Source organism: Pseudomonas fluvialis (genome assembly GCF_002835605.1).
Classification (GTDB): Bacteria; Pseudomonadota; Gammaproteobacteria; order Pseudomonadales; family Pseudomonadaceae; genus Aquipseudomonas; species Aquipseudomonas fluvialis.
Genome location: NZ_PIYS01000029.1, coordinates 95,385 through 112,244 on the forward strand (window position 1 = coordinate 95,385; position 16,860 = coordinate 112,244).

Below are 16,860 nucleotides of genomic sequence, written 5' to 3' on the forward strand. Positions count from 1 at the left end.
CACGCCGCGAACGGCCAGCCTGTTCGCGGCGTTTTTTCACTGTTTCGTCCGTCACCTGTGTCGACAAGGAGCGCTTTCATGGCTGTTGGTCTTGGTCCTCTGCCTACCCTGCACCCGGTTCCCGGTTTTCAACTTGGCATTGCTTCGGCGGGCATCAAGCGTCCGGGGCGCAAGGATGTAGTGATCATGCGCCTGGCCGAAGGGGCGCAGATTGCCGGCGTGACTACCACCAACGCCTTTTGCGCGGCGCCGGTGCTGCTCACCCGTGAGCGTTTGCAGGGCGACGTGCGTTACCTGCTGACCAATACCGGCAACGCCAACGCCGGCACCGGTGCCGAGGGGCTGGCCAACGCCCGCCGCACCTGTGCCGCGCTGGCCGCACTGAGCGGTGTCGACGAGGGCGCGGTATTGCCGTTCTCCACCGGGGTGATCGGCGAGCCGCTGCCGGTGGCGAAGATCGAAAGCGCGCTGCAGGCGGCGCTGGATGATCTGAGCGAAGATCACTGGGCCGAAGCCGCCACCGGCATCATGACCACCGATACCCTGCCCAAGGGCGCCAGCCGGCAGTTCCAGCACGACGGTGTGACTGTCACTGTCACCGGTATCAGCAAGGGCGCGGGGATGATCCGCCCGAACATGGCCACCATGCTCGGCTACATCGCCACCGACGCCAAGGTCAGCCGCGATGTGCTGCAGGCTCTGGTACGCGATGCCGCCAACAAGTCGTTCAACCGCATCACCATCGATGGCGACACCTCGACCAACGATTGCTGCATGCTGATTGCCACCGGACAGGCGCCGCTGGCGGAAATCACCTCGGCCAGCGGCGAGCTGTTCGGCAAACTGCGCGAAGCGGTGTTCGCGGTGTTCATGGACATTGCCCAGGCCATCGTGCGTGACGGTGAAGGGGCTACCAAGTTCGTCACCGTGCAGGTCAATGGTGGGGCTACGCACCAGGAGTGCCTGGATGTCGCCTATGCGGTGGCCCATTCGCCGCTGATCAAGACCGCACTGTTTGCCTCCGACCCGAATTGGGGGCGCATCCTTGCTGCGGTGGGCTATGCCGGCGTGCCGGACCTGGATGTGAGCAAGATCGATGTATTCCTCGGTGAAGTGTGCATCGCCAGCCAGGGCTGCCGGGCCAGCAGCTACAGCGAAGAACAGGGTGCTGCGGTGATGGCCCGTGAGGAAATTACCATCCGTATCGAGCTGGGACGTGGTACGTGCAGCGAGACCATCTGGACCACCGACCTGTCTCACGAATACGTCAAGATCAACGCGGAATACCGCACCTGAGAAGCTGCCCACCTGCTGTTCTGGCGCCTGGTGGTGCGTGGCAGTGGGTGGGCACGAGGTTGTCGCTATGCGTATCCATGTGGCTGCCGCGGTGATTCGCGATGCGCAGGGGCAGGTGCTGATTGCCCAGCGTTCGCCCGACAAGCACCAGGGGGGACTCTGGGAGTTTCCCGGCGGCAAGGTGGAGCCTGGCGAGTCGGTAGCGCAAGCCCTGGCTCGTGAGCTCCATGAGGAGCTGGGGATCGCTGTGCAGCAGGCGCGTCCGCTGATCCAGGTCGCCCATGACTATGCCGACAAGCAGGTGTTGCTGGATGTCTGGGAGGTCAGTGCCTTTTCTGGTCAGGCACAGGGTATCGAGGGCCAACCGTTGCGTTGGGTGCCTGCCGAGACATTGCCTGATTACGCCTTCCCAGCAGCCAACCTGCCTATCGTGGCGGCTGCGCGCCTGCCAGACTGTTACCTGATTACCCCGCCCAACCTGTCCAGCGCGGCGTTGCTGCAGGGTATTCAACGGGCCTTGCAGCAGGGCACCCGGTTGATCCTGTTGCGTGCTCCGCAACTGACCGAGCAAGCCTACCGTGATCTGCTGGCACAGCTGCTGCCGCTGTGTGCAGGGCGAGCGCAGCTCATGGCCAAGGGCGAGCTGGCGCGGCTGGAGGCGTTTCCCGAGGTTGGCTGGCATCTCGATGCCCGTCAGTTGCACGCACTGGCCGGACAGGCGCGACCGCTGCCTGCGGGGCGCTGGCTGGCGGCGTCCTGTCATGATCCTCAGGAACTGGCCATGGCCGAGGCGCTGGGCGTGGACTTCCTCACCCTTTCGCCTGTGCTGCCCACCACCAGTCACCCCGGCCAGCCAGGGCTGGGCTGGGAAACCGTACGGGATTGCCTGGCGGTGTGCCGCTGTCCCGCCTACCTGTTGGGCGGGCTGGGCCGCCAGCACCTGGCGCAGGCCTGGCAGGCTGGTGCCCAGGGCGTGGCGGGCATCAGCCAGTTGTGGCCGACCTGATCACAGGCGATAGCGCTGTACGACCTTTTGCAGCTGGCTGGCCAAGCTGGCCAGTTGCGTGCTGGTGGCAACGTTCTGCCGCGAAGCATCGCTGGTTTCTTCGGCGATCTGGCTGACGCTGGTGACGTTGCGATTGATCTCTTCGGCGACCGAGCTTTGCTCTTCGGCGGCCGAGGCGATCATCGCGTTCATGTCGTTGATGGTGGCCACTGCCGCGCTGATCTGCTCGAGCAGGTGACCGGCACTGGCGACCTGTTCCTTGCCGCGTTGCGCCTTGTCACAGCTGCTTTGCATGACTTCTACTGCACGGTTGGCACCTTGCTGGAGCTTCTCGATCATCGCCTGGATTTCGCTGGTCGACTGTTGGGTGCGCGAGGCCAGTGAGCGCACCTCGTCAGCCACCACGGCAAAGCCTCGGCCCTGCTCGCCGGCGCGGGCGGCCTCGATAGCCGCATTCAGGGCCAGCAGGTTGGTCTGATCGGCAATGCTGCGGATCACGTCGACCACCGAGCTGATGCTGCCACTGTTGGCCTCCAGTTCATGGATGACCGTGGCGGCATGCTCGACTTCGCTGGCCAGGCCGTCGATCGCCTCGATGGTCTGCTGCACCACGCGCTTGCCGCTTTCGGCTTGCTGGTCAGCCTGTTCAGCCGCTTGTGCGGCGCTGGCCGCATTGCCGGCAACATCCTGGACGGTGGCCGACATTTCATGCATGGCCGTGGCGACCTGATCGGTTTCCAGTTGCTGGCGACGAATGCCATCACTGGTCTGGTGGCTGACCTGGGCGGTCTGTTCGGCGGCGGCAGCCAATTGTTCCACGGCGCCCGCCAGTTCCTGCATGCTGTGTTGTACGCGAGCCGCCATGCCGTTGAAGGCGCTGGCAATGTCGCCCAGCTCGTCATCGCCCTGGTAGTCCACGCGATGGCGCAGGTTGCCTTCGGCCAGTTGTTCGCCTCCCTGGCGCAAGGCCTGCACAGCCTGGGTGATACCCGATAGGGTGGCGGCGGCGATCAGGCTGACCAACAGCAGGGCGACACCCAGCGCCAGGCTGATGCTCAACAGCAACTGGTCGAATTGCTGGTCGGCACGCTCATGGTCGGCCTTGGCCTGGGCATGCTGTTGCTCGGTCAGTTGGCGGACACTGGCATAGGTGGTCATGAAGGCGGGTTGCAGGCGGGTCAGCAGGATGCCGTTGCCGCCGACATAATCGCCCTGACGCATGGCGCTGAGTACCGGACGTACGCCATTGTTCAGGTAATCGCCGAGATGCCGTTGCAGTTCGCTGACCAGACGCTGCTGTTGCTCGCTCATCGGCAGGCGCTGATAGTCGTCGATACGCTCCTGCATGATGCGCAGGCTGTTCTCTACGGCGTCGAAGTGCTGGCTGACGGCGTGGTCGTGAGCGTTCTCGTAGACGCTGCCAGGGCGGTGTTGCAGGGCCAGTAGCAACTGGCTGCGCGCATTGTGCATGTGATTGGTCAGATCAGCCAGTTTGTCTACCGGTAGCAGGACCTGGTTATACAAACGATCCAGCTCGGCATTGCTTTGGCGCATACCGCTGAGGCCGGCCAGGGTCAGCCCGAGTGCCAGTATGGCGAGCAGGCCGAGCAGGCCGAGTAGACGGGTTTTCAGGGAAAAGCGGGTCAGCCAGGTACGCATGAAGTGTCCTCTGCGGCAGGTTTGATAGCACTGTGCTTTTACTGTATCGGCTGTAGCTGCGACGATCTTGAGCTGGATCAGTCGTCGCTAGCGTGCAGGCTCTGGCGCAGCTGGTGCAGCTTGCGCATCAGGCTGGCGCTGGTAGCCAGCAGGTTGGCCAGCGCCTGGCTGATATCCTGGCGCGCGTCTTCCCTGTGACGGCGGAGTAACTGCACGGCCAGTTCATGAAGTGCGGCGTGCTGCTTCAGCAATGCCTGGAAGTCTTCGCGTCCGGCATAGCGCTGGTGGGTTTCCGGCTTGTCCAGCCAGCGTCCGAAACGACAGCTGTCGGCGTGGGCCTGGGGCGCGTCACTCTGCTGGCCGGATAGGTACTCCTGTAGCTGGCGCAGCCAGGCCACGTGCGCCAGTTCGGCCAGCAACAGTTGTACGCCCTGTTCGTCCAGCGCCTGGCTGGCCTGCCAGCTGGCAGGGGGCTGCCAACTGGCCAGCCAGGCGGCTACGGCCTGAGCGGGCATCGGCCGGGCGATGGCGTAACCCTGGCCCAGCTCACAGCCCAGTTGCAGCATCAGCAGGCCGTGGGCTTCGCTCTCCACGCCTTCGGCAATCACCTCGCGCTCGAAGCTGCGCGCCAGGCCGACGATGCTGTCGATGATCATGGCCTGTTCAGGGTCTTCGAGGGCTTGGCGGACAAAACTCTGGTCGATCTTCAGGGTCTTGGCGCGTAGCTGCTTGAGGAAGGTCAGCGAGGAAAAGCCGGTGCCGAAGTCATCCAGGGCGAATTCAATGCCTTGGGCCTGCAGCTGATCGACCAGTTGCGAAACGTGCTGCATGTCCTGCAGGGCGCCGGTTTCCAGAATCTCCAGGCGCAGTTGCTGGGGGCGTAGTTGTGGGTACTGCTGCAGGCGCTGCAGCAGTTGCTCGGCGAAGTCATCGCTGTGCAGTTGATAGCTGTCGACATTCACGCTGACGCAGGTATCGATCCCCAGGGCCTGCCATTGCGCCAGTTGCTGCAAGGCCTGGTCGATAACCCAGTTGCCGACCCGCAGGGCCAGTGGCTGGTTGCTCAGCGCCGGAATGAACAGCGCCGGTGGCAGCAGGCCGCGCTCCGGGTGCTGCCAGCGGATCAGGGCCTCGAAGGCCTTGACCTGGCCGCTGCGCATGTTGACCTTGGGCTGGAAGTACAGGCGCAACTCCTGGTTGTCCAGTGCCTGGCGGATCTCTTCCAGGCGGATGTATTGCACACGGGTGTGCTCGTCATGAGCCGCATCGAACAGGTGGCAACGGTTTTTGCCGATCAGCTTGGCCTGGTACATGGCCTGGTCGGCCTGGCGCAGCAGTTGTTCGGCGTCTACCGGGTTGTCCTGCGGGTAGCGGGTGACGCCAATGCTGGCGGTACAACTGAATTGCCGCTCGCCCTGTTGCCAGGGTTGGCTGATGCTCTCCAGAACGCGCAGTAGAGGGGTGAGATAACTGTCCGGCGCTTGCAGGTTGCACAGGACGATGGCGAATTCATCGCCACCGGTGCGCGCCAGGTACTGGGGCTCGCGCAGGCTGCCTTGCAGGCGGCGCACGACTTCCTGCAACCATTGATCGCAGGCGTCACGGCCGAGTTGCTGGTTGAGCTGGGCGAAGTCGTCCAGGTCGATATACGCCACCGCCAGGGTGCTGTTGTCCTGCAGGGCCTGCTGCATGCAATGGTTGAGCATTTCGCCGAACAGTACACGGTTGGCCAGGCCGGTCAGGGCGTCATGGCGCTCGACATAGCTGAGTTGCTGCTGATGCTCCTTGTGCTCGGTGATGTCGATATCGATACCCACCACCAGCAGTGGCTGCTGTTGCTCGTCGCGTTGCATGATGCGCCCCAGGCTGCGTCGCCATAGCCACAAGCCGTTGCGGTGCTGGATACGGTATTCGGCACTGTAGCTGTCGCGCTGACCGGCCAGGTGCTCCTGCAGGTTTTGCATCACCTGTGGCAGGTCTTCCGGATGTACGCGGTTTTCCCAGACGGCAAAGGTGGGAGGGCCCAGCTCCTCGAGCTGGTAGCCAAGCATCTGCGCCCAGCGCGGGTTATAGCGCACCTGGTGGCTTTGCAGGTTCCATTCCCAGGTGCCCGCCTCGGCGGCTTCCAGGGCCGTGGCCAGGTGCTGGCGTTGCACCTCCAGGGCATCCTGCTGCTGTTTCAGCGCGGTGATGTCATGGGCGATGCCGAGCACCCCGATCAGCTGTCCCTGACGATCGTAGAGGGGGGTCTTGCGGGTTTGCACACGCTCGCTGTGGCCATCGGCAAAGGTCAGCCATTCCTCGTTGGCCTGGGTGCCGCCGTGCTGGATCGCTGCCAGGTCGTTGGCGCGAAATTGCTCGGCGTGCTCGCGAGGCAGCAGGTCGAAGTCGGTTTTACCCAGCACCTGGCTCTCGTCGAGACCCCACAGTGAGGCGGTGCGTGCATTGCAGCGCAGGAATCGTCCCTGCGGATCTTTCAACCAGATCAGGTCGGGCAGGGTGTCGAGCAGCGTGGCCAGTTCCTGGTTGCGCTGCTCCAGTTCGTGGGCATAGTGCTGCAGCGTGGCTTCCTGCTGTTTGCGCTGGCGTATGTCGCGAAATACGCCGACATGGTAGCTGCGCCCGTGCAGCTGGAAATGATGGCCGCTGCTGATTTCCACCTCGACCTCGTGGCCGCTGGCATGACGGATGCGAGTTTCCAGCAAACGTACTTCATGCTGCTGGCTATTGCCCTTGTCCAGCTCGTGAGTGATCTTGGCCAGCTCGCTGAGCGGATGCAGGCTGGCAATCGGCAGGTTAAGCAACTCGTCGCAGGGGCGGCCGAAAAGCTGCTCGGCCTGTGGGCTGGCGCTGACGATGCGCTGGGTCAGGTCATCCGCCACCAGGATGGCGTCGGGGAGGCTGGCGAAGAGCGCCTGGAGTTGTGCGTTCGCTTCCAGGTAGGCGGTCACTTCATGGCCGATGGCGACGTATTGGCAATGCTTGCCATCCGGCCCCATCTGGCGATGGATGGCCAACTGCAGGGCATACTGGCTGCCGTCGGCACGCTGATTCCAGATTTCTCCCTGCCAGCGTCCCTGCTGCTGGAGCGCCTGCCAGAACGCCTGGAAAAAAGCCTGATCATGACGGTCGGAGGCCAGCAGGCGCGGTGACTGGCCAAGCACCTGTTCGGCGCTGTAGCCGGTGACGCGGGTGAAGGCCTGGTTGATGGCGGTGATGCGGTTCTGGTGATCGGTAATGAACAGCAGTTCATGACCCAGCTGCAGAACCTGACGAGCCAGTTCGCGCTCGGAAACGTCCTGGCGGGTGCCGATCAGGCGCAACACCTGGCCTTGTTCGTCACGCTGGATGACCTTGCCGCGTAACTGCATCCAGCGGCTGGCACCCTGGGCGTTGCGCAGTCGATAGTGGCATAGCAACTGTTCCTGCTGGCCGCTGTAGAGCTCGCCGAGCGCGCGTTGCAGGGTTTGGCGGTCTTCCTCGTAGAGCTGCCACGACGGGCTGTCATTGGCCTCGGGCAGGGTTAGCTGTCCCAGTTGCGCAAACAGGTCGCCGTGCTCGGCTGACCATTCCCAGAGGCCTTCGCTGGAGCCTTTCAGGAGAAATTTCCAGCGACTTTCGCTGTGCCGCAAGGCCGCTTCGGCACGTTCGCGGGCATGTTTTTCCTGCATCAGCTCGAGTGCCTGGGACGACAGCTGCTCATACATCTGCAGCACCGTGCTGATCAGCAGGGCGGTGGCACCACTCATTTCTTCATCGGCGCGCTGCCGGGCCGCCGCTACGTCCAGGCCATCGGCCACGGCAAACACGGCCTTGGCCATGCGCTTGTCGCTATCCAGAATATGAAAGGCCAGCCACTGGGTGAGGAAGGCAAATAGTTCACTGAGGACTTCGGTAAAGGGCCGTGCACTGTCCTGCAGTGCCTGGATGCGCTGGAAAAAGGCCGCATGGCTGTGCTGGTGCTGGTTGAGCCAGGGGTCATCACCCAGCGACGCTTGCCAGATCGCTTCCTCGCTGTGGAAGTGGTAATCGGCATAGTCAGCCAGTTCGCCGAGAATGCCCTGAATTTCCTCGGCGCTAACCCCCTGCACGTGTTGCTGGGCAAGGCGATTGAGCAGTTCGACCAGTCGCGCATGCTGCTCGTCGATGAGCGCAATGCCGGTTTCCAGGTTGCTGTTCCAGGGGAAGATTTCGAACGACTGGGCGGTGCTGGGCATGAATGATGGCACTCTGCTATCTGTGTGGCCATTGTATAAGTTACTAGGCCTAGAGCCTAGCAGATTGCCAGTTATTTGCAGGAATGGCTGCTTTTTATTGGGATCGATGCTATACATAAGTTGTGCATTATAATTTTTATGTATAGGTGTGGCCGTGACTCTTGATGAACTGACGGAACTGTCTGCGCGTGGTGCACTCGATGCGCTGCGCGTGCATTCGCTGCAGGGTGGGTACTACCTGTTGCAGGCTGTACAGGGTGGTGATCGTCGTCCGGTGCGTGACGAGCAAGGCGTGGTTCTGCTGTGGCGTTCACTGCTGCAGGTCCGGCAGTGTCTGGAGGGACGGGTGACGATGCCACTGGAACTTTGGCATGCCGAAGTGCATGAGGAGCTGTGTGGTTTGCCGGAGCAGCGCGGCGAGGCCTGCCGGTTATCCCTGGCCAACCCGTTATGAGCCGTGCCCCCCGTGTGGGCATGTTGCTTGGTGATCAGCTGTCCTGGCACTTGCCCCTGTTTGCGCAGCTGGATCCCGCGCATGACTGTCTGCTGCTGGCCGAGGTGCAGGAGGAAGCCAGCCATGTGCCGCATCACCCGTACAAGCTGATCATGCTGTTCAGTGCCATGCGTCACTTTGCCCAAGCACTGCGCGAGCGGGGTTGGCGAGTGCGTTATGTGCACCTCGACGATCCGCAGAATACCGGCAGCCTGGCTGGTGAACTGGCGCGTGCGCTGCATGAAGAAGGTGCCGGGCAGGCGCACCTCTGCGAGACCGGTGATTGGCGGGTCGAGCAGTCCCTGCGTGAAGCCGGCTTGCCGCTGCACTGGCACGCCGATACGCGGTTTTTTTGTTCCCGTGAGCAGTTTGCTGCCTGGGCGGCCGGTAAGCGTCAGCTGCGCATGGAGTTCTTCTACCGGCAGATGCGCCGCGAGCAGGGCCTGCTGATGAATGGTGATGGCACGCCAGTGGGTGGGGCGTGGAACTTCGACAAGGACAACCGCAAACCGCTGGGCCGTCACAGCAAGCCGCCGCTGCCGCTGTATTTCAGCGCGGATGCCATCACCCTGGCTGTGCAGGCGCTGGTCGAGCAACGTTTTGCCGCACATTACGGTCGCCTGCAAGGCTTTGCCCATGCGGTCACCCATGCCCAGGCGGAGCAGCTCTGGCAGTACTTCCTGGACAACGGCTTGGCGGCATTTGGCGACTATCAGGACGCCATGGCCAGTGATGAGCCGTTTCTGTTCCATGCGCGGATCAGTGCGGCGTTGAACATCGGCCTGCTGGATGTGCGCCAGTTGTGTCGGGACGTCGAGGCAGCCTACTGGCAGGGTAGGGTGCCGTTGAATGCCGCTGAGGGGTTCATTCGCCAGTTGCTGGGCTGGCGCGAATATGTACGAGGTATCTACTGGTTGTTGATGCCGGAGTATGCGCAGCGCAATGCACTGGGTAACCAGCGTGCTCTGCCGGCGTTCTACTGGAGCGGGCAGACGCAGATGAACTGCATGCGTCAGACCATCGGCCAGACGCTGGAGCACGCCTATGCCCACCATATCCAGCGGCTGATGATCACCGGCAATTTTGCCTTGCTGGTCGGTATCCAGCCGCAGCAGCTGTGCGACTGGTACCTGGCGGTGTATATGGATGCGTTCGACTGGGTCGAGCTACCCAACACCCTGGGCATGGTGCTGCATGCCGATGGCGGCTATCTGGGTTCCAAGCCCTACTGTGCCAGCGGCCAGTACATCAAGCGTATGTCCGACTACTGTAGCGGTTGTCGTTATCAGGTCAGCCGCAGCACGGACGAGCAGGCCTGCCCGTTCAATGCCCTGTACTGGCATTTCCTGATGCGTCATCAGGCGCAACTATCGGCCAATCCGCGCCTGGCCATGCCTTATCGCAACCTGGCACGCATGGCTGAAGGCCAGCGTGAGGCGCTCTGGGCGCGTGGCGAGCAGTTGCTGGCGCGCCTGGACCGTGGCGAGATGCTATGAGGCGCAAAGCCGACTTGCCGCGCAAGACCTGCGCGTGTTGCGGATTGCCGTTTACCTGGCGCAAGAAATGGCAGCGCTGCTGGGACGCAGTGCGCTATTGCTCGCAGCGTTGCCGCCAGCAGCGTGGCCGGTCGGCGTGATCGGGGGACTGTGTTAGGCTGGCCGCCCTTTTATCTGCCTGGAGCCGGCCATGTCCGAACTCAATCTGTCCACCGATGAGGCGCGCGTCAGCTACGGTATTGGCCGCCAGCTGGGTGACCAGCTGCGTGACAACCCGCCGCCCGGCGTGGAGCTGGAGGCCATTGTCGCCGGCCTGCGCGATGCGTTTGCCAGCCAGCCCAGCCGTGTGGCGGCTGAGCAACTGAATGCCAGCTTCCGGGTTATCCGTGAGCGTATGCAGGCGGAAGCTGAGCTGAAAGCCCAGGCGGCCGCCGCAGTAGGGCGTGACTATCTGGCCAGCAATGCGCAGCGTGAAGGCGTAGTGGTGCTGCCCTCCGGCCTACAGTATGAAGTGCTGGTGACGGGCGAAGGCGCCAAGCCGGGGCGTGACGATCATGTGCGTACCCACTACCACGGTACGCTGATCGATGGCACGGTGTTCGATAGTTCCTACGAGCGCGGCCAGCCTGCCGAGTTCCCGGTGGGTGGCGTGATTGCCGGTTGGGTCGAGGCGTTGCAACTGATGAATGCCGGCAGCAAGTGGCGCCTGCATGTGCCCAGCGAGCTGGCCTATGGCGAGCAGGCGGTAGGCAGCATCCCGCCGCATAGCGTGCTGGTGTTCGACGTTGAGCTGCTCGACATTCTGTAAGGCTTGCAAACCGGCCCCCGCCATCTGGCGGGGGCTGGCAGTTACCCGCCCAGGCTGGGGCGCAAGGCGCGGGCGTAGCAGAACAGGAAGAGATTGCGCACCAGCTCCTTGAGCGTGGCCGGCTCACAGGAGGCGAAGTCGCTGAGATCCAGCTCGCCCTGTTCGCGGAGTTCCTGTAACGCGTCCTCATGCAGCACCGCACAGATTTCGCCGGTCTCGCGATTGAGGATACGCAGGCAGGGGTGCGGGCGATCCAGCCACGCATCGATCATGTAAGTCATGTGCTCATTCCTCCTGTTGTTCACATCTATGGAATGAGAATAATTCTTATTAGCGAAATAGCAAGTGCCTATTGGCGCTTTTCTCTATGCGCGTCGCGCGCTTCGTTAAAGATGCTTGAGCCATTCGCGCAATAGCTGCTCCTGAGCCTCGCTCAGGTCGATGATCTGGAAGCCCGCCCAGGCATGGCTGCCATCGGCCCCCGGGCGTGACCACAGGCAGTCGGCGCCCAGTTGCAACTCCTGAATGCCATTGAGCGGAGTGGCCAGGCACAGGCGGATCTGCCACAGGCTGTCCACGGCAATCTGCTGCTCGCTGAACAGCATGAAGCCTGTTTCTGAGAGGTCAGCTACCCGTCCCAGGCGGACGTTACTGTTGGCGTCGAAGGCTTCCAGCTGGTGCAGGTTGGTATGGCGGGGATGCTGGCGACGTTCATCCATGACGAATCCTCATTGGCGCGGGGCGTTGCGCCCGGAAAAGCGTTGCAGGACGCGGTAGATGGCATGCAGGGCGCGATCGACCAGTGGGCTTTGCCGTTCCGGCGCGATGATGCGCGCCAGGCCTTGTTCAAGTTCGCTGGCCAGCAGGGTGACTGGCTTGATGGCTACGCGTTGTCCGCTGTGGTCGACAAACATGTAGTTGCGGGTGGTGGGACTGAACCAGGACAGTTTGAGGCGGCGCTGTTGCTGGCCATCGCTGAACTCGAACCAGGTGCCGAATTCCAGTTGCTCCAGCTCTTTGATCAGGGCCTGGGCGCGGGGCGTCAGGCCGGAACTGGGCTGTTCCTCCAGAAGCTTGGCATCCTCACCCAGCATGGCACCGAGCGGACTGTTGGGTAGCTCGGGATTGAGGCGGTCGGCCAGTTGTGGCTGCTTGGCCTGGATGGCGTGCTGGCAAGCCACCAGATCCTGCAGCAGGCGACGAATGCCTTCCTCGTGATAGCCACCCAGCAGCTCCAGGCCTTTGCGGATGTCTTCCAGCAGGGCCAGGCGTAGTTTCTGCAGGCGTTGCTGACCGTCGCTGTCCAGCGGCGTACCGCTCCAGGCGAGCTGCTCCGCCACTTCCAGTGAGCGCTGCCAGGTATGGCTGTCCTGGCCGTGCCGCAGCAGGGCGAAAACCAGGACATCGCTCCAGGTCAGTTCAAGAAAGTTGCGGATAATGCTGGGTAGCGCTTGGCGGGTGACGATGCGGGTGATCTGCTCAACCGCCAGCTGGCGCGCGCCAAGCAGCCGGTCACGGCCCTTGATGGCTTCTACCGCGCGCTTCTCGCGCAGTTCTACCTTGTGCTGCAGGGTGGCGACAAACTGGTTGAATTCGTTTTGCAGCTCATGGAACAGCTGCAGGTCACCGCAGAAACGTTGCATGACCTGTTCGACCGTCCACTGCAGTTTGGCCAGCAGGCCGGCTTCGTCATCATTGCCGGCGTACAGCACGCCTGCCTGGGCCATGCTGTTGAGCAGCCGGCGTGCCGGGTGCTGGTGCTGGGTAAACAGTGCCTTGTCCTGCAGGGCGATTTTCAGATATGGCGTGTGCAGGTGCGACAGAGCGGTCTTGCAACTATCCGGGAGGTTGTCGTCATCCAGGATGAAGTCAAACAGCATGCCCACCAGATCGATGACGTCGGCTTCCTGTTCGGCCAGTTTGTGCTGCTCCGGCGCCTGACTGAACGCAGCCAGTTGCTCCTGAAGTTCTCGCTTGAGGCTGGCCGTTGGCTGCGGTTGTTGCAGACGCTGGCCCAGCTCGGCAGCAGATTGGCGTTGCAGACGATCCAGCGCGGCGAGCAGTTCATCGGCGCTGTAGGTTTCCGTGGCACTGTGCGGAGCCAGACTGGCCATGCTTGGCTGGCCGCCGGGGAGTAGCTCGCTGCCTGGCTGTGCATGACGCAGATGCAGCAGTTGGCTGACCCCGCTGAACAGAAGGTGCGGATCACTGGGCGGGTGGCTGGCAAACATCAGTTCGGGTAGTGCGCCGCCTGCTGTGCTGGATGCGCTTGCATGACCTGCGGGCGGGTTGCCCGAGACAGGCTCGGCTGCGGGGGGGGCGGCTGAAGGCGGCTCGCTTGCCTTGCTGGACGCATGGCGTGCGGCAGCACGCTGTGGACTGAACTTGAGATTGGGCAGGATGCCGGCATCGACCAGCAGCTGGTTGAGGTTGCTGTATAACGCATCCAGATTGGCCATGACGTGCTGGTCAAACAGCAGATAAAGAATGACCTTGATACGCAAGGGCAGGCTGGTTTGCGCCAGTGCCTCGCAAAATCCCTGAGCAACGCAGTGTGGGCCACAGGGGTTGGCATTTTCCTGCAAGGCTGCACCACCATTGAGCAGAGCCAGACGCTGTTCCAGGGTGAACAGGCTCTGCGCACAGCGTGCCTTGACCCGGCTGACCATATTGGTGACTTGCAGGCTTTCCTCATATTCGTCGTTCTGGATCAGGCTGAGCTGTTCAGCATCCAGCTCTTGGGCAGGGGCTAGGTGTGCAGAATCACGTTGATCGAGGAAGGCGCTGAACTGTTGAGCAATGTACTGGTGATAGTGGCGTTCGATATGCGGACGCTGTTTACGAATGGCCCGCATGCTGTCGAAGAACAGGCCCTGCAGCTGGTTGTTCTCGGCTTTTTCCGCGTGCTCAAACAGCGTGTCGTCAACCTGGGCGAAGACTCCGCTCAGGTGTTCGGCCAGGCAATTCATCAGTTGCTGACGACAGCGCTGCATGAGTTCGCCGTGGCGTGGCTGAATGCCGCGCTGGGCGACAATCTGCGGTGTGCCGGGTTGGTCCTGGGTGCTCATTGACTATCCTGCCTGTGGCCTGGGGCCGGCACAGCTAAGGGTTAACAGCTGTGCACAGATATAGCAGGGCGCACAGTGACTGCAAAGTGCTGAATGCACAGCATATGCCAGGTCGCTGGGTTTGGTCTTTTCGTGACAAAGCCTCATGCAAAGGGTTGACAGGAGGCTTTGCCTGGGTAAAATGGCGCGCCTCTGAAGCATGAACACAACGTTGTCCATGTCGCAGAGTTGAAGATGTACAGTTCCGCGATAGCTCAGTCGGTAGAGCAAATGACTGTTAATCATTGGGTCCCTGGTTCGAGTCCAGGTCGCGGAGCCAATCTTCAGCCGGGGTATAGCGCAGTCCGGTAGCGCGCCTGTTTTGGGAGCAGGATGTCGGGAGTTCGAATCTCTCTACCCCGACCATCTTTTTGGGTCGTTAGCTCAGTCGGTAGAGCAGTTGGCTTTTAACCAATTGGTCGTAGGTTCGAATCCTACACGACCCACCATTTCCCTTATCTATCCTGTCGTTGCATTGATCAATCGGGTTTCAGCTCAAGTTGCTGAATAGCCTGGTTTATTGCTGCGCGCTGATTTTTCTCCAGGCCTTTCCCGCACATCAGATAGCGTAATTGGCCGGGTGGCATGTCAGCCAGGCTGAGTTGGCTCAGGCGCCCCTGGCTGAGGTCTGCCTCGCCGATCAGGTAAGGCAACTCGCGACTATCGACCAGTGTGTAATCGATGCGTTCGTTGAGCAGCATCATGACGATCTGTAGCGGCGGCGCGGTAATCCGCTGGCGTGCGGGTTGCTGCGCCAGGCGTTGGTCGATTGCGCCATAGCTGAAACCGTCCACCAGGCCGAGGCGGAGTGGGCTGTTCAGTAGTTGCTCGATCTGGCGTACCTCGCGGAGCTGGCCTTGCAGGGTGCTGCGGGTCAGAACCTGCATGGGCTCATCGCGATGAATAGGCTGGCTGAACCAGGCCAGCTGCGCGCGCTCGGCGGTCTTGAACCAGCCTATAGAGCAGAAGCTGGCCTGCGGATCGGCGACTTCCATGAGAATTCGTTTGGCCGGCCGGCTTTCAAACTGCACCGCTATGCCCGCCGCCGCGAAAATGGCGCGACTGCGTTCCAGCAGAAAGCCCGTCGGCTCACCCTCAACACTGTGATAGTAGGGTGGCTTTTCAATGTAGAAGACCCGCAGAGCCTGCGCCGCACAGGGTGTGCCGACCAGCAGCAGAGCGAGGAATAGAAGCGGACGCGTGGACATGACCGGCACTCCATTGCGAAAGTTCTCGCAGTATAGGTAGCGGTCGTGAGTCTGCTGTCAAAGGCTGGGGCCGACGTCAAACAGCGTGGTTCTTCCCAGGTTGCTGCGCAGAAACTCCGGCGCATCGGCGTGCGCGAACAGTACCCGTGCGAAGGTCGGGCCCACCAGGGACAGGGAGCGCCAGCCCTGGCGCAGATATTCCGTAGGCGGTGGGAATGGGCTGTTGAAGTCCGGTGTCACGCGCTTGAGGTTGACGAAGGCCAGCAAGTCGAGTTCGCCGGGGTCGATGCCGCGCTCTCGATAGTTGTGAGCCTTCTTGCGCAGCGTGGGGGCCAGGCGTGCTTGCAGTTGGCTGGCGCTGATGCGCTGTGGGCGTCGTTCGCGGCGCACCAGTTGGCTGAGGCTGAAGGCATTGCGACGGCGATTGACTTCTTCTCGCCATTCTTCATTGAGTCGGCGTCCTTCATCCAGGACAAAGAAGACTTCGAAGTTGGCCTCGCGAAACTGTACATCCGGAGGTTCCTGGCCGCTGCGGAACTCATCGAGCCGGTATGCCAGGTTGAGCGCCAATAGCAGGCGCTGACAAGCCCAGCGCTCACGCTCCCATTTGCGGGCGTTGGATAGCAGATCGTTGGCCTGTTCCGCATGGCGGGTAAGCAAGCGAAGATAGTCGCGCTCGTTCATGGCGGTATATTAACCGCTGGGTGTGCCAGGCGTATGCTAGTGCACGGCGGGAGGGGGTAGCGATGATTGCCGGACATTTGCTGACAGGTGAAACGCTGACGCTGTCGGCGTTGCTCTATACAGCCGGAATTTGCTGGGCAGTGGCTCGGGCGCCCTGGCTGGAGTTGCTCAGCGATACGCGTCGTCAGCACTTGCTGGGCGGCAGTTGGCTGCTGCTGTGCGGGTTATGGCTCCTGCGTCGGGATTTTGAGTCGGGTCTGTCCTTCCACTTTATTGGCATGACGGCGCTGACTCTTTTGCTGGACTGGCCCCTGGCGATCCTGGTGGGGCTCTCTGCGCAGTTGGCGTTATGCCTGCTGGGGCGACAGGAGTGGTTGGCGCTGGGCGCCAATGGGTTGCTACTGGTGTTGCTGCCGGTGTGGCTGAGCGAGGCGTGCAGTCGTTGGGTGGAGCGTTTCCAGCCGCGCAATCTGTTTGTCTATATCTTTGCCTGTGGCTTTTCCGCTGCCGGGATAGTCGCTGTGCTCAGTTGTCTGGTTGGGTTGGGCATGCTCAGCCTGGGCGGGCAACTGACCATCGTGGAAGAGTGGGACAACCTGCTGGGTTACCTGTGGCTGGTGCTGTTTCCCGAGGCGTTCATCAACGGCACCCTGGTTACGGCCCTGGTGGTTTTTTATCCGCAGTGGATGGAAACCTTCAATCGCACACGCTATTTGCAGGCGCCCTGGCGGCAGGACTAGCAGGCCGTTGCAAAACCACCTCGGCTTTGGCCTCCTGCCTCCATGCAGTGAGTACTACATGGAAGGCGGTCTGCTAAGCCGCTTAGCAGGCCGTTGAAAAACTACCTGCGTTGGCAATACAGCGTTGAAAACAGCCTCAAAATGCT

The 16,860-nt window shown here is 61.9% G+C and carries 14 protein-coding genes, 3 tRNA genes and 1 pseudogene; 10 read left to right on the forward strand and 8 right to left on the reverse strand.

Annotation, left to right across the window (positions count from 1 at the left end; genetic code table 11):
- The first annotated feature begins 78 nt into the window (after positions 1–78).
- The gene (gene argJ / locus CW360_RS15250; RefSeq protein ID WP_101194293.1) at positions 79–1,296 is read left to right on the forward strand and encodes a bifunctional glutamate N-acetyltransferase/amino-acid acetyltransferase ArgJ; all 1,218 of its coding nucleotides are present in this window, start codon (positions 79–81) and stop codon (positions 1,294–1,296) included.
- Between the two features lie 67 nt (positions 1,297–1,363).
- On the forward strand, positions 1,364–2,302 hold the full coding sequence (locus tag CW360_RS15255) for a Nudix family hydrolase (RefSeq protein ID WP_093985929.1): 939 nt from the start codon (positions 1,364–1,366) through the stop codon (positions 2,300–2,302).
- On the opposite strand, the gene CW360_RS17385 is transcribed toward CW360_RS15255, so the two are convergent.
- The 3 genes and pseudogenes from CW360_RS17385 to CW360_RS15265 all read right to left on the reverse strand — a co-directional run bounded on the left by CW360_RS17385 (position 2,303) and on the right by CW360_RS15265 (position 8,178).
- Positions 2,303–3,166 carry a methyl-accepting chemotaxis protein gene (locus CW360_RS17385; protein ID WP_425439774.1) on the reverse strand — a complete coding sequence of 288 codons (864 nt, stop codon included), beginning with the start codon at positions 3,164–3,166 and terminating at the stop codon, positions 2,303–2,305. It lies immediately after the preceding gene.
- A pseudogene (locus CW360_RS17390) lies at positions 3,161–3,961 on the reverse strand (Tar ligand binding domain-containing protein); the annotation flags it as partial. The gene CW360_RS17385 and the pseudogene CW360_RS17390, both read right to left, overlap by 6 nt.
- A 77-nt stretch (positions 3,962–4,038) precedes the next feature.
- Positions 4,039–8,178 carry a bacteriohemerythrin gene (locus CW360_RS15265; RefSeq protein ID WP_170307405.1) on the reverse strand — a complete coding sequence of 1,380 codons (4,140 nt, stop codon included), beginning with the start codon at positions 8,176–8,178 and terminating at the stop codon, positions 4,039–4,041.
- A gap of 154 nt (positions 8,179–8,332) precedes the next feature.
- Here CW360_RS15265 and CW360_RS15270 point away from each other — a divergent pair, with 154 nt between their 5' ends.
- The 4 genes from CW360_RS15270 to bamJ are packed head-to-tail and all read left to right on the forward strand — an operon-like array spanning position 8,333 to position 10,975.
- A complete protein-coding gene (locus CW360_RS15270) occupies positions 8,333–8,632 on the forward strand; it encodes a DUF6482 family protein (RefSeq protein WP_093985932.1) in 300 nt (99 codons plus the stop codon).
- The gene (locus CW360_RS15275; RefSeq protein ID WP_101194296.1) at positions 8,629–10,167 is read left to right on the forward strand and encodes a cryptochrome/photolyase family protein; all 1,539 of its coding nucleotides are present in this window, start codon (positions 8,629–8,631) and stop codon (positions 10,165–10,167) included. Before CW360_RS15270 ends, CW360_RS15275 begins: the two co-directional genes overlap by 4 nt.
- Entirely contained in the window at positions 10,164–10,307 is a 144-nt protein-coding gene (locus tag CW360_RS15280; RefSeq protein WP_093985934.1) for a DUF2256 domain-containing protein, read from the forward strand. The genes CW360_RS15275 and CW360_RS15280 overlap by 4 nt, the downstream gene beginning before the upstream one ends.
- 50 nt (positions 10,308–10,357) lie before the next feature.
- Entirely contained in the window at positions 10,358–10,975 is a 618-nt protein-coding gene (gene bamJ / locus CW360_RS15285; protein ID WP_093985935.1) for a BamJ family beta-barrel-assembly machinery protein, read from the forward strand.
- 41 nt (positions 10,976–11,016) lie between these two features.
- Here the strand turns inward: bamJ and CW360_RS15290 are convergent, their stop codons facing one another.
- From CW360_RS15290 to CW360_RS15300, 3 genes are all read right to left on the reverse strand, one after another.
- Entirely contained in the window at positions 11,017–11,256 is a 240-nt protein-coding gene (locus CW360_RS15290; RefSeq protein ID WP_093985936.1) for a PA4570 family protein, read from the reverse strand.
- A gap of 105 nt (positions 11,257–11,361) precedes the next feature.
- Positions 11,362–11,694, reverse strand: coding sequence for a PilZ domain-containing protein (locus CW360_RS15295; RefSeq protein WP_093985937.1), 333 nt, complete (start codon positions 11,692–11,694; stop codon positions 11,362–11,364).
- A 9-nt stretch (positions 11,695–11,703) separates the two neighbouring features.
- The gene (locus CW360_RS15300; protein ID WP_101194297.1) at positions 11,704–14,043 is read right to left on the reverse strand and encodes a DUF1631 domain-containing protein; all 2,340 of its coding nucleotides are present in this window, start codon (positions 14,041–14,043) and stop codon (positions 11,704–11,706) included.
- A gap of 243 nt (positions 14,044–14,286) precedes the next feature.
- Between CW360_RS15300 and CW360_RS15305 the strand changes: the two genes are divergently transcribed.
- From CW360_RS15305 to CW360_RS15315, 3 genes are all read left to right on the forward strand, one after another.
- Positions 14,287–14,362, forward strand: a tRNA-Asn gene (locus tag CW360_RS15305).
- A gap of 9 nt (positions 14,363–14,371) precedes the next feature.
- Positions 14,372–14,448, forward strand: a tRNA-Pro gene (locus CW360_RS15310).
- Between the two features lie 7 nt (positions 14,449–14,455).
- A tRNA-Lys gene (locus CW360_RS15315) sits at positions 14,456–14,531 on the forward strand.
- Positions 14,532–14,561: 30 nt separating this feature from the next.
- Here CW360_RS15315 and CW360_RS15320 read toward each other — a convergent pair.
- The gene (locus CW360_RS15320) at positions 14,562–15,290 is read right to left on the reverse strand and encodes a substrate-binding periplasmic protein (protein ID WP_101194298.1); all 729 of its coding nucleotides are present in this window, start codon (positions 15,288–15,290) and stop codon (positions 14,562–14,564) included.
- 57 nt (positions 15,291–15,347) lie between these two features.
- Positions 15,348–15,974: a DUF1780 domain-containing protein gene (locus CW360_RS15325; protein ID WP_093985940.1), complete on the reverse strand. Its 627-nt coding sequence runs from the start codon at positions 15,972–15,974 to the stop codon at positions 15,348–15,350.
- 62 nt (positions 15,975–16,036) lie between these two features.
- On the opposite strand from CW360_RS15325, the gene CW360_RS15330 reads away from it, so the two are divergent.
- On the forward strand, positions 16,037–16,714 hold the full coding sequence (locus tag CW360_RS15330; RefSeq protein ID WP_093985941.1) for an energy-coupling factor ABC transporter permease: 678 nt from the start codon (positions 16,037–16,039) through the stop codon (positions 16,712–16,714).
- The last annotated feature ends 146 nt before the right edge of the window (positions 16,715–16,860 follow it).

Excerpts from the sequence above, each read along its gene's own strand:
- CW360_RS15300 (WP_101194297.1), bottom strand. The coding sequence starts at position 14,043 with ATGAGCACCCAGGACCAACCCGGCACACCGCAGATTGTCGCCCAGCGC.
- CW360_RS15265 (WP_170307405.1), bottom strand. The coding sequence starts at position 8,178 with ATGCCCAGCACCGCCCAGTCGTTCGAAATCTTCCCCTGGAACAGCAAC.
- CW360_RS15290 (WP_093985936.1), bottom strand. The coding sequence starts at position 11,256 with ATGACTTACATGATCGATGCGTGGCTGGATCGCCCGCACCCCTGCCTG.
- CW360_RS15280 (WP_093985934.1), top strand. The coding sequence starts at position 10,164 with ATGAGGCGCAAAGCCGACTTGCCGCGCAAGACCTGCGCGTGTTGCGGA.
- CW360_RS17385 (WP_425439774.1), bottom strand. The coding sequence starts at position 3,166 with ATGGCGGCTCGCGTACAACACAGCATGCAGGAACTGGCGGGCGCCGTG.
- bamJ (WP_093985935.1), top strand. The coding sequence starts at position 10,358 with ATGTCCGAACTCAATCTGTCCACCGATGAGGCGCGCGTCAGCTACGGT.
- CW360_RS15275 (WP_101194296.1), top strand. The coding sequence starts at position 8,629 with ATGAGCCGTGCCCCCCGTGTGGGCATGTTGCTTGGTGATCAGCTGTCC.
- CW360_RS15330 (WP_093985941.1), top strand. The coding sequence starts at position 16,037 with ATGATTGCCGGACATTTGCTGACAGGTGAAACGCTGACGCTGTCGGCG.
- argJ (WP_101194293.1), top strand. The coding sequence starts at position 79 with ATGGCTGTTGGTCTTGGTCCTCTGCCTACCCTGCACCCGGTTCCCGGT.
- CW360_RS15320 (WP_101194298.1), bottom strand. The coding sequence starts at position 15,290 with ATGTCCACGCGTCCGCTTCTATTCCTCGCTCTGCTGCTGGTCGGCACA.
- CW360_RS15325 (WP_093985940.1), bottom strand. The coding sequence starts at position 15,974 with ATGAACGAGCGCGACTATCTTCGCTTGCTTACCCGCCATGCGGAACAG.
- CW360_RS15295 (WP_093985937.1), bottom strand. The coding sequence starts at position 11,694 with ATGGATGAACGTCGCCAGCATCCCCGCCATACCAACCTGCACCAGCTG.
- CW360_RS15255 (WP_093985929.1), top strand. The coding sequence starts at position 1,364 with ATGCGTATCCATGTGGCTGCCGCGGTGATTCGCGATGCGCAGGGGCAG.